This window comes from Actinokineospora bangkokensis (assembly GCF_001940455.1).
GTDB lineage: Bacteria > Actinomycetota > Actinomycetes > Mycobacteriales > Pseudonocardiaceae > Actinokineospora > Actinokineospora bangkokensis.
This window is the reverse complement of sequence record NZ_MKQR01000016.1, coordinates 72,489-87,506: the sequence shown is the minus strand read 5'-3', so window position 1 is coordinate 87,506 and position 15,018 is coordinate 72,489. Positions and strand designations below refer to the sequence as shown.

Annotated in this window: 12 protein-coding genes; 11 read left to right on the top strand and 1 reads right to left on the bottom strand. The window is 76.1% G+C overall.

Features of this window, described 5'->3' with window-relative positions; translation table 11 throughout:
• The first annotated feature begins 25 nt into the window (after nucleotides 1-25).
• Genes BJP25_RS14990 through BJP25_RS35030 form a run of 8 tightly spaced genes read left to right on the top strand, consistent with a single transcriptional unit; the run spans nucleotide 26 to nucleotide 8,837 of the window.
• Nucleotides 26-499: a phage tail protein gene (locus BJP25_RS14990; protein WP_075975539.1), complete on the top strand. Its 474-nt coding sequence runs from the start codon at nucleotides 26-28 to the stop codon at nucleotides 497-499.
• Between the two features lie 14 nt (nucleotides 500-513).
• Nucleotides 514-987 carry a phage tail protein gene (locus BJP25_RS14985; RefSeq protein ID WP_075975538.1) on the top strand — a complete coding sequence of 158 codons (474 nt, stop codon included), beginning with the start codon at nucleotides 514-516 and terminating at the stop codon, nucleotides 985-987.
• Nucleotides 987-1,904 (top strand): LysM peptidoglycan-binding domain-containing protein, encoded by a 918-nt coding sequence (locus tag BJP25_RS14980; RefSeq protein ID WP_075975537.1) that lies wholly within the window; start codon nucleotides 987-989, stop codon nucleotides 1,902-1,904. Before BJP25_RS14985 ends, BJP25_RS14980 begins: the two co-directional genes overlap by 1 nt.
• Nucleotides 1,901-4,285, top strand: a complete 2,385-nt coding sequence (locus BJP25_RS34175) for a phage baseplate assembly protein V (RefSeq protein WP_075975536.1) — start codon at nucleotides 1,901-1,903, stop codon at nucleotides 4,283-4,285. The genes BJP25_RS14980 and BJP25_RS34175 overlap by 4 nt, the downstream gene beginning before the upstream one ends.
• Nucleotides 4,286-4,340: 55 nt before the next feature.
• Entirely contained in the window at nucleotides 4,341-4,745 is a 405-nt protein-coding gene (locus BJP25_RS14970; protein ID WP_075975535.1) for a GPW/gp25 family protein, read from the top strand.
• The gene (locus BJP25_RS14965) at nucleotides 4,745-6,697 is read left to right on the top strand and encodes a putative baseplate assembly protein (RefSeq protein WP_075975534.1); all 1,953 of its coding nucleotides are present in this window, start codon (nucleotides 4,745-4,747) and stop codon (nucleotides 6,695-6,697) included. The genes BJP25_RS14970 and BJP25_RS14965 overlap by 1 nt, the downstream gene beginning before the upstream one ends.
• Nucleotides 6,694-7,245: a phage tail protein gene (locus BJP25_RS14960; RefSeq protein WP_084794026.1), complete on the top strand. Its 552-nt coding sequence runs from the start codon at nucleotides 6,694-6,696 to the stop codon at nucleotides 7,243-7,245. Before BJP25_RS14965 ends, BJP25_RS14960 begins: the two co-directional genes overlap by 4 nt.
• Complete coding sequence (locus BJP25_RS35030; RefSeq protein WP_198943499.1) at nucleotides 7,242-8,837, top strand: NADase-type glycan-binding domain-containing protein; 1,596 nt, start codon at nucleotides 7,242-7,244, stop codon at nucleotides 8,835-8,837. Before BJP25_RS14960 ends, BJP25_RS35030 begins: the two co-directional genes overlap by 4 nt.
• Before the next feature lie 39 nt (nucleotides 8,838-8,876).
• Here the strand turns inward: BJP25_RS35030 and BJP25_RS14945 are convergent, their stop codons facing one another.
• Entirely contained in the window at nucleotides 8,877-11,765 is a 2,889-nt protein-coding gene (locus BJP25_RS14945; protein ID WP_075975531.1) for a BTAD domain-containing putative transcriptional regulator, read from the bottom strand.
• Nucleotides 11,766-11,969: 204 nt separating this feature from the next.
• On the opposite strand from BJP25_RS14945, the gene BJP25_RS14940 reads away from it, so the two are divergent.
• The 3 genes from BJP25_RS14940 to BJP25_RS14930 all read left to right on the top strand — a co-directional run bounded on the left by BJP25_RS14940 (nucleotide 11,970) and on the right by BJP25_RS14930 (nucleotide 15,007).
• Nucleotides 11,970-13,256 (top strand): COG1470 family protein, encoded by a 1,287-nt coding sequence (locus BJP25_RS14940; RefSeq protein WP_075975530.1) that lies wholly within the window; start codon nucleotides 11,970-11,972, stop codon nucleotides 13,254-13,256.
• Nucleotides 13,257-13,353: 97 nt separating this feature from the next.
• Nucleotides 13,354-13,968, top strand: coding sequence for a response regulator transcription factor (locus BJP25_RS14935; protein ID WP_408607150.1), 615 nt, complete (start codon nucleotides 13,354-13,356; stop codon nucleotides 13,966-13,968).
• 4 nt (nucleotides 13,969-13,972) lie between these two features.
• Entirely contained in the window at nucleotides 13,973-15,007 is a 1,035-nt protein-coding gene (locus tag BJP25_RS14930) for an S-methyl thiohydantoin desulfurase domain-containing protein (RefSeq protein WP_075975528.1), read from the top strand.
• The last annotated feature ends 11 nt before the right edge of the window (nucleotides 15,008-15,018 follow it).

The window sequence follows — 15,018 nt, the reverse complement described above, 5'->3', positions numbered from 1 at the left end:
CGAGCACGGGAAGGAGGAACCCGCGATGAGCCCACCCCTGCCCCGTCCGCAGGCCGCGCCGCTGGACCTGGCCATGGCGCACCGGTTCGTGGTGTCGGCCGGGTCGCGCGACCTGGGCGCCTGGTCCAAGGTGTCCGGCCTGTCGGTGCGCTGGGACCTGGCCGAGCACTGGGTCGGCGACTCCGACCAGTACACCAAGTACGCCGGGGTGCCCAAGTTCGACAAGCTCAAGCTGAGCCGGGCCGCCGACCGCACCGCCACCGCGGCGGTGAAGGCGTGGCTGGAGGAGGTCAAGGCCTCCGGGGGCACCCCGGAGGAGGGGGCGATCGCCATGCTCACCTCCTCCGGCGAGCAGGTGCTCACCTGGACGCTGCGCGAGATGTTCCCGATCGCCTGGCAGATCAGCGAGTTCGACGCCGCCGCGTCCAAGGTGGCCGTGGAGACCCTGGAGGTCGTCTACTCCGGGTTCCTGGCCCCCGGATCGCAGTACGGCCCGTAGCGGAGGAGATGGCAGTGACCCCACCCGGCACCGGCGCGCACGGCCTGGCCATGCGGTTCCACGTGCAGATCGACGGGCTCGACCTCGGCGCCTGGTCCTCGTGCAAGGGCCTGGACATCAAGGCCAAGGTCGAGCGCATCTACGACCCCGGCGACTACAGCCACAAGCGCATCCTGTTCGCCGACGTGGACTACGAGGTGGTCAAGCTGGAGCGGGCGGTGGACGCGACGTCCTCGCCGGTGCTGCGGTCGTGGCTGGCCGAGCGGTTCTCCCCCTGGAGCCAGCCCGGGGTCATGCCGGAGCTGCTCAGCATCGTCACCGGCGGCACCACGGCCACCATCACCCTGCTCGACGCGCGGTGGGCCGAGGTGTGCTCGTGGACGCTGCGCAACCCGTTCCCCTCCGGGTGGACCGGCCCGCAGCTCAGCGCCAAGGAGAGCCGGGTCGCCATCGAGCGGCTGGAGCTGGTGCACGAGGGGTTCCTGTGATGGACTTCTCCCGGTTCACCGGCGAGCTGCTGCGCGCGGGCCAGCTGCTCAACGGCAACGCCAAGGCCATGCTCATCCCCGAGGGCATCGGGGTGCCGGTGCAGTTCAGCTTCAACCCCGAGCAGGTGCAGGTCTCGCGCACGGCGAAGAACCAGGGCAGCGGCACCACCGTGGGCGACTCGCTGTCGATGTCGGCCAAGGAGACCAGCCCGGTCACCATCACCCTCAACGGCGCCCGGCTCACCGGCGCCGTGGTGACCCAGGCCGCGGTCGACCAGCTGCTCGACTGGTGCCAGCCGCGGCCCACGATCGGGCTGGCCAACCGCGTGGGGCGGGCGCTGCACGAGGTGCAGAACGCGCTGCGCAACCCCGGCCGGGCCATGGACACCGTCCGCGACGCCGGCCGCCAGGTCAGCGACCTCGTCACCGGGCAGTTCAACCGGTTCAGCGCGGGCCGCAACGGCATCACCGCCGTCGACGAGCCGCCCACGTTCGTGCCCAGCCCCGGCAGCACGTCGAGCAAGTCCTACCAGCTGCCGGTGCTGCTGTTCATGTGGGGCGTGGGCGGGCCGCTGGGCAACGGCACCAAGGTCCAGCTCACCGCCGTCTCGGTGGACTACCAGCGCTTCGACTGGACCGGCATCCCGGTGATGGCCAAGGTCAACATGACGTTGCAGGTGCACCAGGCCGAGCTGCCCGGCACCAACCCGTCCTCCGGGGGCATCCCCGGTCGCGGCAAGCACGTGCTGACCCAGGGCGAGGACGTGGTGCGGGTGGCCACGCAGGCCTACGGCACCCCCGCCGCGTGGCGGGCGGTGGCCGAGGCCAACGGGATCGACGACCCGCTGCGCGTGCGGCCCGGCCGCGTGCTGCACCTGCCCGCCCCCACCGAGCTCGGCCAGGAGGTGCCGACGTGATCTCCGCGGACAACCCGATCGCCAACGCCGAACCGTCGGTGCGGCCCACGGTGTTCCTCGACGGGACGCCGCTGCCGCCCACCCTGGACAGCAGGCTGCTGCGGGTGGTGGTGGACAACGACGTGAACCTGCCCGGCATGTTCGAGCTGACCTTCCTCGACGTCGACGGGGACACCCTGCCCAGGGCGGGCATCCGCATCGGCACCGACGTGGCGGTCAGCTCCGGGGTGGCCGACGGCACCACCGGGGTGCCCGGCCCGTCGGCCACGCTGATCGTCGGGGAGGTCACCGCGATCGAGGGGCTGATCGCCGGGCTGACGGTGAAGACGGTGGTGCGCGGGTACACCGCGGCGCACCGGTTGCAGCGGGCCAAGCGCAGCCGCAGCTTCCTCAACGTCACCGACGCCGACGTGGCCCGCCAGCTCGCCGCCGAGGTGGGGCTGGCCATCGGCACCGTCGTGCCCACCAGCACCACCCACGCCTACCTGCCGCAGGTCAACCAGACCGACTGGGAGTTCCTGACCGCGCGGGCGCTGGAGATCGGCTACAAGGTGGAGGTCACCGACGCCAAGTTCCACTTCCGCCCGCTGCTCAACACCGCGTCGTCGGCGGGCGGGGGCCTGGAGGGCATGGTGCGCAGCGCGGCCAACTCGGTGCTGTCGTCGACCAGGAGCGCCCGGGTGAGCTTCCCGGAGGCGCTGCTGTCGTTCCGGCCGCGGATCAGCGCGGGCAACCTCACCCCGGACGTCGAGGTGCGGGTGTGGGACCCGATGGCGCGGCAGGCCTTCGCCCAGAACAACAGCACGCCCTCGGGGCCCTACCCCAGCGCCGCCGGGCTCGGCGGGCAGTTCGCCCCCGGCGCGCTGTCCGGGCTCAGCGGGGGGCTGAGCGCTGCCGTGGACGCCGCCACGTCACTCGACGTCGGTGGTGTGCGGCGCGGTCTGGACCTCGCGGGCGACGAGGCGGGCCGGGCGCTGTCGGAGGCCACCGGCGGGCTCAGCGACGTCGCGGGCGGGCTGCTGGGCTCCCCGGTGGGGTACCTCGGCCCGCCGCCGAGCCCCACCGCCCGGGTCCTGGTCGACCACCCCGTCGCCGCCGCGGTCGACATGGCCACCACCGGCCCGCTCACCGCGGGCGCGCTCGGGTCCACCGTCGGCGGCACCGTCGCCGAGGCCGAGGGCACCGCCAAGGGCGACCCCGCGATCCAGCCCGGCACCGAGCTGTCCGTGGTGGGCGTGCCGTCGCCGTTCGCGGGCACTTGGCGGGTCTCGCGCGCCCGGCACGTCTTCGACGACAGCGAGCACGGCTACCGCACGGTGTTCAACGTCCACGGCAGGCAGGACCGCACGTTCACCGGCCTCACCAAGGGCGGCACCCGCTCGGCTGGCCCGCGCTCGGTGCTCGACGGCGTGGTGTGCGGGGTGGTCAGCGACCTGGCGGACCCGCTGGCCAAGGGGCGGGTCAAGGTCACCCTGCCGTGGCTGGCCCCGGACTTCGACACCGACTGGGCGCCCAACGTCCAGTTCTGCTCCGGCCCGCGCGGCGGTGCGATGTTCATGCCCGAGGTGGGCGACGAGGTGCTGGTGGCCTTCGAGTTCGGCGACCCGCGCAGGCCCTACGTCATCGGCGCGATGATGAACGACCACACCGGGTGGAGCGTCGCGACCTCCGGCCCGATCGCCGCGGGCGGTCTGCTCGGCCTGGCCTCCGGGGGCGCCGCGCTGGCCGGGCAGCTGGGCGGGGCCGCCCTCGGCGGTGCCGTCGCCGGGCCGCTGGGCGGCATCGTCGGCGGCGCGGTCGGGTCGCAGGTGGCCACCAGCGCGCTCAACGAGGGCGTGGAGGTCGCCTCCGGGGCGGCGCTCGCCCCGGGCATGGTCAGCGAGATCCACCACCGCGGCATCGTGTCCAACACCGGCAACTCCCTGGTGTTCTACGACATCCCCGCCCCGCTGCAACCGCCGACGGCCAGCGAGGTCGCCGCGCCGCTGGAGCAGGTCACCGCCGAGACCGGCATCGACGTGGGGGTCGACGCCGGGGGCGGCACCGAGGCGGCGGGGGTCGAGCTGGGGGTGCCGCCGCTGGCCTCGGCGGTGCGGCTGGGCTCGCAGCGCGGCGAGGTCGGCGTCACCGTCGACCAGGTCAACTGCGGGGTGAACATCAGCGCCGCGCCCGTGCTCGGGGTCACCACCGTGCCGCTGCCGAACATCAACATCAGCGCGCTCAACGGGTTCATCAACATCGCCGCCGGGCCCACCGGGACGATGATGGTCGACGGCGGCGCGAACCTGCTCATCCGCGCCGCGACCGCGATCACCCTGGAAGCACCCGCGGTCAACATCCTCGGCGTGCCGCTGGTCAACGGCATCCCCATCCCGCTGTAGCCGCGCACCGGTCCCGGGCGCGGCAGAACCGAGCGAACCAGGCAGGAGGTGCGCGGTGGAGCACGACTTCGTCGGCCGCGGCTGGGCGTTCCCGCTGGGCGTCACCGCCAACGGCACCATCGCCGCGGTCAGCGGCGCCCGCAAGCTGGAGCAGGCCATGACCCTCGTGCTGTCGACCTACCCGGGGGAGCGGCCGTTCCGGCCGCGGTTCGGGTCCCGGCTGCGCGACTTCGTCTACGAGAGCGCCTCGGCGGTGGTGTTCGCGCGCATCGAGCAGGAGGTGCGCGACGCGCTGACCCTGTGGGAACCGCGCACCGAGGTCCGCTCCGTCACCGTCTACCCCTCACCCGACCAGGACCACCTGCTGCACATCGACATCGCCTACGTGGTCAAGGGCGAGAACGACCCGCGCAACCTGGTCCACCCCTTCTACACCATCCCCGACGAAGGGAGCGACTGATGGTGCTGCCCGCCCCCGAGCTCGACGACCGGCGGTTCCAGGAGTTCGTCGACGAGGCCAAGCGCTACATCCAGCGCCGCTGCCCGGAGTGGACCGACCACAACGTCTCCGACCCCGGGGTCACCCTCGTCGAGGTGTTCGCGTTCATGGCCGAGCAGCTGTGCTACCGGCTCAACCGCGTCCCCGACCGGCTCTACGTCAAGTTCCTGGAGCTGCTGGGGGTGCGCATGCTGCCGCCCACCCCGGCGCGGGTGCCGGTGACGTTCTGGCTGTCCACCCCCGCCCGCGCCCCGCTGGTCATCCGCGGCGGCACGAAGGTGGCCACCACCCGCACCGAGGGCGACGAGTCGGTGGTGTTCTCCACCCTGGCCGACCTGCCCGTGCTGCCCACCGAGGTCGTCGCCGTGCGCCGGGTCGTCGGCTCCGGGGTCAGCAGCGAGGACCAGACCACCGCCTTCGAGCTGGGCGAGCCGTTCTCCGCCTTCGGCGAGCCGCCGCAGGTCGACGACGCGCTGCTCATCGGCCTGGCCGACCCGGCGCCCGCGTGCGCGGTGCGGCTGGACTTCGACGGCGAGACCGAGGGCGTCGGCGTCAACCCCAAGCACCCGCCGCTGGTGTGGGAGGCCTGGACGGGGGAGGGCTGGTCGGACTGCGCGGTCACCACCGACGAGACCGGCGGGTTCAACCGGCCGGGGCGCACCGTGGTGCACCTGCCCGCGGGCCACGAGGCCAGCGTCATCGACGAGCAGCGCGCGGGGTGGCTGCGGGTGCGGGTGGTCGAGCCGCTGCCCGGCCAGCCGCCCTACAGCGCCTCGCCCCGGGTGCGCAGGCTCGTCGCGGGCACCGTCGGCGCCACCACCACCGCCGTGCACGCGCGGATCGTCGAGTTCGAGGAGCTGGGCGAGTCCGAGGGCGTGCCGGGGCAGCGGTTCCGGCTCGCCGCCACCCCGGTGCTCGCGGGCGCGCACGAGGCCGTGCTGGAGGTCGGCACCGACGACGGGTGGCAGACCTGGCAGCGGGTGGCCGACTTCGCGGGCAGCGAGGCGGGCGACCGGCACTTCGTCCTCGACGGCGTGGCGGGCGAGGTCGAGCTGGGCCCGGCGGTCCGGCTGGAGGACCGGGCGCTGCGCCAGTACGGGGCGGTGCCGCCGCCGGGCGCCCCGCTGCGGATGCGCCGCTACTACAGCGGCGGCGGCGTGCTCGGCAACGTCGCCCGGCACGCGGTGGACACGCTCAAGTCGTCCATCCCGTTCGTGGCGGGGGTGACCAACCTCCAGCCCGCGCACGGCGGGGTGGACGGGGAGACCCTGGCCGAGGCCAAGGCGCGCGGCCCGATCGTGCTGCGCACCCGCAGCCGCGCGGTCACCGCGGAGGACTACGAGGCCATCTCCCGCGAGGCCGCCCCCGAGGTCGCCAGGATCCACTGCCTCACCGCGGGCGAGGACGACGTGGCGCACGGGGCGGTCAAGGTGCTGGTCGTGCCCGCCGCCGCCCAGCGCGACCACCGCATCCCGTTCGCCGACCTGGTGCCCGCCGCGGGCACCCTGGAGCGCATCGCCGAGCGCCTCGACGACGTCCGCCTGGTCGGCACCCGGGTGCTCGTCGAACCGCCCCGCTACCGCGGCGTCACCGTCGTCGCCCGGCTCGTCGCCCGCACCCGGCTCGACCCCGAGGAGGTCCGCGCCCGCGCTCTGGGCGCCCTCTACGCCTACCTCAACCCGCTCACCGGCGGCGAGGACGGCACCGGCTGGCCCTTCGGCAGGCGGGTCGGCCACGGCGAGGTGTTCGCCCTGCTCCAGTCCGTGCGCGGCGTGGACGTGGTCGAGGACCTGCGGATCTTCGGGGCGAACCCGGTCACCGGCGAGCGCGGCGCCGAGGTCGACCGGCTGCCGGTGGGCCCGGGCGGGCTGGCGTTCTCCTTCGACCACCAGGTGCGGGTGGAGCGGTCGTGACCGCGCTCGCGCCCCGGCCGGAGCCCGCCCCGCTGCCCTCGCCGTACCCGCTCATCGACCACCTGCCCGCCGTGTTCGCCGAGGACCGCTTCGCCCAGCGGTTCACCGCGGCCTTCGACGACGTGCTGGCCAGCCTGATCAACCCGATCGACTGCATCGGCGCCTACGTCGACCCGCTGCTGGCCCCGCCGGGGTTCGTCCGCTGGCTGGCGGGCTGGTTCGGCGTCCTGCTCGACGAGCAGTGGCCGCTGCGGGCGCAGCGGGCGGTGGTGTCCGAGGCGGTCGACCTGTTCCGCATGCGCGGCACCATGGCCGGGCTGCGCAGGCACCTGGCGGTGGTGGTCGACGGCGAGGTCGCCATCACCGAGAGCGGCGGGACCTCGGTCTCGACCCGGCCGCGGCCGGACCCGCCCACCGACGTCGAGCACTGGGTGCGCGTGCAGGTGCGCCCCAGCCACCCCGGCGCGGTGTCCGAGGGCGCGCTGGAGGCGGTCATCCGCGCCGCCAAGCCGGTGCACGTCCTGCACAGCCTGGAGGTCATCGCGTGATCGTGTGCACCATGTGCGGCAACCACAACGACGTCGCGGCCGCCTTCTGCGGCGACTGCGGCCGGTTCCTGGAGTGGAACGGGGAGAAGCTGGCCCCGCCGCCGGAGGTGGTGGTCGTGGTGGAGGAACCACCACCGCCCCCGCCCGAGGAGCGCGGGAGCTGGTGGCGGCGGCTGCGGGCGAGGATCGCCGCGAAGCTGCCGTCCCGCACCTACGTCGAACCGCGCGCGGGCAGCGGCGCGACGGCGGTGGCGGCGTGGGCGTCGGAGAGCACCCCGCCCCCTCCGCCGCCCGCCGCCGAGGCCCCCGCGCCCCCCGGCGCCAAGCCGCCCCCACCCCCGCCGCCGGGCGCGAAGCCGCCCCCGCCCCCACCCGGGGCCAAACCGCCGCCCCCGCCGCCCGGGGCGAAACCGCCACCTCCGCCACCGGGCGCGAAGGCGCCGCCGCCCCCGCCCGGTGCCAAGACCCCGCCGCCACCCCCGGGTGCGAAGGCCCCGCCGCCCCCACCCGGGGCCAAGACGCCCCCGCCCCCTCCCGGTGCGAAGACCCCGCCCCCGCCCCCGGGCGCCAAGACACCGCCCCCACCGCCGGGCGCGAAGGCCCCGCCCCCACCGCCGGGCGCGAAGACCCCGCCTCCGCCGCCCGCCGCGAAGCCCGTCGAGGAGCCCGCGGCCGTGGCGGTGGTGGACGGGCCTGACCCGGAACTGGTGGCGGCCCTGGCCGCGCCCGTCGCGGGCAAGGCGGAGAACCGGCTCGACGAGGTGCCCCCGGAGGTCAAGCCCGCGCAGCAGGTCAAGAAGACGCGGGCGGTCGTGCGCACCAAGCCCACCCGGCGGCTGGAACCCGGCGACCTGGTGTGCGCGGTCTGCGGCGAGGGCAACGCCCCCACCCGCAACTTCTGCAGCCGCTGCGGCGAGGGGTTGGCCGACGCGGGCGTCGTGCGGGAGAAGTGGTGGCGCAGGCTGTTCCGCAGCCGCAAGCGCCACGCGGCGGGCACCCGCCCCGGGCAGAAGGGCACCAGGGAGCACCGCGCCTGGCTGACCGCGCTGTCGTTCCGGCGGATCCGCGCGGTCGCCCTGGTGCTGGCGATCCTGCTCACGGTCGCCTTCGCGGTCTACCCGCCGCTGCGCGCCACCGTCCGCGACAACGCCGTCGCGCTCTACCGCAAGGTCGCGCCGCGGCTGGAACCCGTGCGCCCCATCGCGGTCACCTCGGCGGCGGGGCTGCCCGACCACGAGCCCGAGAAGATGTGGGACACCTACAACAACACCTACTGGTCGGCGACGATGGGCGCGACCCGGCCCAAGGTCACCTTCCGGTTCGACGACAGCTACCTCGTCCGCAGCATCATCATGTACTCCGGCGCCGACGACGCGTTCACCGCCAACGGCCGCCCGTCGATCATCAAGCTCACCTACAACACCGGGCGCACCGAGAACGTCCTGCCGCAGGACACCTCGCGCCAGCAGACGATCGAGCTGAAGAACACCACGCTGGTCTCCTCGATCACCATGGAGGTGCTCGACGTCTACACCGGCTCGGAGCAGCCGACCGTCGCCATCTGCGAAGTGGAGTTCTTCGCCCTCAAGTGACCCCGCGCGGGGGCCGGTGCCGCACCGGCCCCCGCGCGCTCACGCCTGGGCCAGCAGGTCCTGGTAGGCGCGGCGGGTGCGCAGGGCGGCGGCGTGGTTGCCGGTGCGGCTGCGCGCCTCGGCCAGCAGCGCCCACAGCCGGTGGTCGAGCTCGTCGATGGTGATCCCGCGCTCGCAGGTGGCGATGGCCGCCTCGGGGTCGCCGCGGGTCAGCTCGGCGGTGGCGACGGCGGCGGCGATCGCGGCGGCCTCACCGCGCAGGGCCTCGCGCCGGGCCAGCAGCCACTCCGCCGGGCCCTCCTCGGTGAGCAGTTCGCCCCGGTAGAGCTCCAGCGCCGCGCGGCCCAGGGCGATGGCCTCGCGGTGGTCGCCCTGGCGGTGGGCGGTGCGCCACCGGCGCGCGGTGGACTCGAACGCCACGAGGTCGACCCCGCCGGTCCCCGGCAGGCGCAGCAGGTAGGCGGTGCCCTGCCGGACGACGCCGTGGTCGGGCGGCAGGTGCCCGCGCAGGTGCGCGCGCAGGGTGGAGATCGCCACCTGCAGGCGGTGCTTGGCCCGCTTCACCGGCGCGTCGGGCCACAGGGCCGTCATCAGCCGCTCGTCGTGCAACGGTTGTCCACAGTGGATGGACAGCATGTGCAGGAGCCTGCGGGGGTGGGTGCGCAGGCCGTCGAGCGGCACGGGGACGCCGTCGACGGTCAGCGCGTAGCGGCCGAAGCACCGGATCTGCACGTGCGCCTCCGCGGGGAGCGCCGCGCCGGGCGGCGGGGCCAGTGCCGTGCGGACGCGCGCGTCGACGTGCTCGTCCGCCGCTGTCGGGAGCACGACGGTGGCGGCTGCCTCGACGGCCGGGTCCGCTGCCACCAGCACCGGCCTGGGCGCGGGCGCGCGCAAGCCGTCCAGGAAGCGCCCGCGCAGGGCGGCGGCCCGGTCCAGCGCCGTCCCCGCCAGCTCCGCGCCCAGCTCCGCCGCCGCGGCCTCGGCGCGCTCGTCGCCCTGCTCGCGCAAGGCCTCCGCGCGCAGCAACCGCTGCCACGCCGCGGGCACCCGTGCCCCCAGCGCGTCCGCGCGGGCGATGGCGGCCTCGACGGCGGCCACCGGGTCGCGGCCCGCGCGCACCAGCCCGACCGAGAGCAGCCAGCCCGCCAGCACCGCCCCCCACGGGTCGTCGACCTCGACGCACTCGTCCACCACGGCTGCGGCGTCGGCGCAGTGGTCGGGGTCGAGCACCGCGGGCGCGGCCCGGCACAGCCTGGCCAGCCACAGCCAGCCCGCCGCCTCGCACTCGGCGGCGAGCCGGGCGAAGCGGCCCACCGGGCCGGTGCGGGCGGTGACCGCGTGCACGACGGCCACCACCACCCGGCCCGCCAGCGGCACGAACCCCGCGCCGTCGGGCAGCTCCGAGGCCAGCTCCACCGCCCGGTCCGGGCGGCCGTCGAGCAGCGCGGCCACCGCGCGCCCCAGCGTCCACCCCGGGCTCTGCGTGGGCACCGCGGTGGTCAGCAGCTTCGCCGGGCGCTCGCGCAGGGCGTCGGCGACCCGCCCGCAGACGTCGTCGACCAGCGGGTCGCCGGGGTGGCCCAGCCAGCGGGCCACCGCGGAGCGCTCCAGCGAGCAGCGCCAGCGCAGCCGCGGGTCGGGCAGCAGCGCCTCGGCCCTGGCGTAGGTGTCGTGCGCCTCGGCCAGGCGGCCCTCGGCGCGCAGCCTGCGGGCGTCGGCCAGGGCCACCCACGGGTCGTCGGCGAGCAGCACGTCCGGCAGGGCGCTGCCCGCGCGCAGCGCGCCGGGGTGGGCGCCGAAGCGGTGCAGCACCGCCGCGGCGGCCACCCAGTCGCCCGCGCGGGAGTGGCAGCGGTGCGCCGCGGCCCAGTGGCCCGCGTCGGCCAGGTGCGCCGCGGCGGTGCGGTAGGCGCGGCGGGTCAGGTGCGGGCCGCCGCGCTCGGCCATCCGCTGCTCGGCGTGCTGCTGGAGCAGCACGTGGAAGCGGTGCAGGCGGCCACCGGGCACGCGGGTGGTCAGCGCGTTGCGCGCGGTCAGCTCGGTGAGCACCGCGTGGCTGTCGGCCCGGTCCAGCGCGACGTCGCACAGCGCCCCGTCGAGCACCCCCAGCGGCGCCGCGGCCAGCACGAACTCGCGCAGCGGCGCGGGCAGCGGGCCCAGCACCTCGCGGTCGAGGAAGCGCTCCAGCCGGGGCGAGTGCGCCAGCGGGGCGGCCAGCGCCGCGGCGCGCTCGGCGGGCGGCAGCCGGGCGGTGTCCAGGTGCAGCAGCCGCACCGGGCCCACCAGCCCCTCGGCCCTGGCGCACAGCGCCGCCGCGGTCTCCGGGTCCAGCGGCGCGCGGTGCGACCGGGCGAACAGCTCCTCGACCTCCCAGGTGCGCAGCCGCAGGTCGGCCTGGTCGAAGCGGGGGCCGGGGCGCACCAGGTCGGCCACCCGGTCGTCGCGCCCGGCCAGCACGAACCGCATCCCGGGCGGGGCCTGGGCGACCAACCGGGTGAGCGCGGCGCCGCCGGGGGTGCCCACGAGCACGTGCGCGTCGTCGACGTGCAGCACCACCCGCGACACCGCCACCGGCACCCGCGCGCCGGGGCCGCCGCTGAGCGGGGTGCGCGGGCCCGCCAGCGCCAGCGGCGAGTCCAGGGCCTCGCACAGCGCGTCGACCTCGCCGGGCACCCGCAGCCCGAACGCCGCGGCCACCGCCGCCACCAGGCCCGCCTCGGTGCCCGCCGCGGCGTCCAGCGCGCACCCGCGCACCACGTCCGCGCCGCCCGGCTGCCCGGCCAGCAGCCGCAGCAGCACCGTCTTGCCCGAGCCCGGTGGTCCGACCACCACCCGCACCCGCGCGGCCGCCGCCGCCTCCACTTTGGCCACCAGGTCGTCGCGTCGCAGGAGCCCGGTCGTCCGGGCGGGGGCGGCAGGCACGATCACACCGCGCAGTCTGGTGAGCGCGGGGCGTCCTGTCATGGGGCACTTCGCCCACCGGGGCACGTGCGCGTGGGCAACTCGCACAACCGGAGCACCGCGCGTTGCCCCCAGGGCACCCCCGGCTTGCCCCCGCGTCACCCGAGCGGCGGCCCCCCGTCTGGCCGCAGCCCGGCTGCCCGCGCCACCGCGGCGGCGGAGCATGGCGGCATGGCCGTCAGCGCGCTGCTCCGCACCACCGAGGTCACCGTGGCCCCCGGCGGCGCGGGCCGCTGCCACGTGCTGATCCGCAACAACTCCGCCGTGGTCGACCAGTTCGCCTTCTCGGTGCGCGGCGACGTGGCGGAGTGGACCCAGGTCAAGCCCGAGCGGGTGAACCTGATGCCCAACCAGGAGGTCGGCGTCGAGCTGACCTTCTCCCCGCCGCGCTCGCCGCAGGTGCTGGCGGGCCCGCACCCGTTCGCGCTGCGGGTGGCCTCCCGGGAGGACCCCGGCGGGTCGGTGGTGCAGGAGGGCGTGGTCTCGGTCGAGCGGTTCACCGAGGTGGTCGCCCAGGTCGTGCCGGTCACCTCCACCGGGCGCAGGCGCGGCAGGCACACCCTGGCGGTGGACAACCTGGGCAACCACGCGCACGGGGTGGAGGTCACCGCCGCCGACCCCGACGCCAAGCTCACCTTCCGGGTCAAGCCGAGATCGCCTCGGCTGGAGCCGGGCACCGCGACGTTCGTCCGGGTCAAGGCCAAGCCGCGCAAGTACTTCTGGAAGGGCCCGGACCGCTCGCACCCGTTCGGCCTGACGGTGCTGGTGCCGGACGGGGCGCCGGTGGAGGTCGAGGCGGCCCACACCCAGCAACCGCTGGTGCCGCGCCGGTTCTTCTGGCTGTTCTCCCTGCTGATGGCGCTCATCATCATCGTCGCGGTGCTGGTGCTCGCCCTGCTGCGCCAGCAACCCACCTCCATCGCGGGCCCGGCCCCCACCGCCAAGGCGACGTCGACGAGCGCCTCACCCCCCACCACCCCACCGGCCACCACCACACCCGCGCCGCCATCGGCGCAACCCACTGCTCCGCCCGCGGCGCAACCGGTCGGCTCGGACCCACTGCCGGTGGGCGGCAGCGGTGGCAGCACACGGGTGCCGCGCACCACCACCGCCGTTCCGGTGACGGGCGGGTTCACGATCCGGGCGAGCGCCGCGCCGGGCGTCCAGGGTGGACCACAGCTGTTCTCCTACGTGGTCCCCGACGGGGCCCGCCAGCGCCTGCTGTCGCTGCGGCTGTCCGGTCCCGCGGGCGATTCCGGGCACCTCCAGGTCCTCCACGGCGACACCCCGCTCGGGGACTACCCGCTCGCCGCCCTCACCGGGGCGGGCCAGCAGCTGCGCCCGGACCCCGCGCCGCTGCTGTCCCCCGGCGACGTCGTCACCCTCGCGGTGGAGTGCGCCAACCCCCGCGAGCTGTGCACCCCGCAGGCGGTGGCGACGACCGCGCTGGTGCGGTGACGAGCGGTTTGAGCCCCTGTTGAGCGCCGCTGCCCAGACTGGCGGCGCAGGGTCAGGGACCGCTCGAAGGGGGCACCAGATGCAAGCGAGGACCGCAGTGCACGTCACCGCAACCGACCCGATCCTGGAGACCGGGGTCGCCTCGCAGCTGCGCGGCAGGCCCGAGGTGGCGCTGCTGCCGGTGCCGCGCGAGGACGTGGACCCGGCGGCGGTGTGCGTGGTGGTCAGCGACGTGGTCGACGACGCCGCGCTGCGCCTGGTGCGCGAGCTGCGCGGCCGCGGCCTGCGCCAGGTGGTGCTGGTGCTCTCCGCGGTCGACGACGGCGCGCTGCTGGCGGCGATCGAGGTGGGCGTGTGCGGGCTGGTCCTGCGCGCCGAGGCGTCCCCGGAGCGGCTGGTCGAGGCGGTGCGCCAGGCCGCGGCGATGGGCGGGGTGCTCTCGCCCCGGCTGCTCGGCAGGCTCCTCGGGCAGGTCAACCGGTTGCAGAACCAGGTGCTCGCGCCCAAGGGCCTGCGCTTCACCGGGCTCTCCGACCGCGAGGCCGCGGTGCTGCGGATGGTGGCGCAGGGCATGGAGGTGCGCGAGATCGCCCGCGAGCTGTGCTACTCCGAGCGGACCATCAAGAACACCGTGCACGACGTGGTGACCCGGTTCCAGCTGCGCAACCGCACGCACGCGGTCGCCTTCGCCATGCGCGAAGGGATGATCTGAGCCCGTGGCCCGGCCGGACCGGATCAGCGCCGACCTGGTCGACGACCTCACCCGCGGTGCCGCGCTGCTCGCGGCGGGCGGCGCCTCGCCCGCCGCGGCGGCCGGTCCGCTGCGCGCCGCGCTGGGCGAGCGCGGCCCGGTGCCGCTGGTGGCCGCCGCGGACCTGCCGCCGGAGGCGCTGGTCGTCGCCGTCGGCGCCGCCGGGCCCGGCCCGCGCGCCGGTCCCGGCGCCGACGTGGCCGCCCGAACCGCGGTCCGGGCGGTGGAGCAGCGGGTCGGCGCGCGCTGCGCCGCGGTGCTGCCGCTGGAGATCGGCGGCGCGTCGGCGCTGGCCGCGGTGCACGCCGCCGCCGTGCTCGGGGTGCCGTGCGTGGACGCCGACGGCGCCGGGCGCGGCTTCGGGCGCTGGGACGTGAGCCTGCTGGCCCTGGCGGGCGTGGCCCCCACCCCGGTCGCGCTGGCCGGGCCGGGCGGCGACCTGGTGCTGATCAGCACCGCGGACCCGCAGCGCGCGCGGGCGCTGGCGGCGGCCGCCGCCGACACCCTCGGCGGCGGCGCGGTGGTGGCCACCTACCCGGTCGCGGCCGCCCGGTGCGCGGCGGGCACCGTGGACCGCTCCGTGAGCGGCTGCCTCGACCTGGGCGCCCGGCTGGCCCGCGACCGCGCGGACCGCTGGGCGGGCACCGGCATCCGACCGCTGTTCACCGGCCTGCTCGCCGACGTGGGGGGCGCCGCGGGCCGCGGGACGGCCACGGTCCTCGACCCCGGCACCCCCGGGCGCGCGCTGCGCCTGGACTTCGTGCCCACCGGCCTGATACTGGCCACAGAGGACGGTGTGCCGCGCGCCGGGGTCCCCGACCTGCTGTGCGTCGTCGACGCCGACACCGGGACCCCGCTGCCGGCCACCCGGTTGGCCCAGGGCCCGCGCGTGCACGTGGTCACCGCCGCGGCGGACCGCCGCTGGCGCACCGCGGTCGGCCTCGCCGCGGCGGGCCCGCGCGCCTTCGGCTACGACCTCGACCCGCCGGGCGCGATCTGACCCGATCGGCG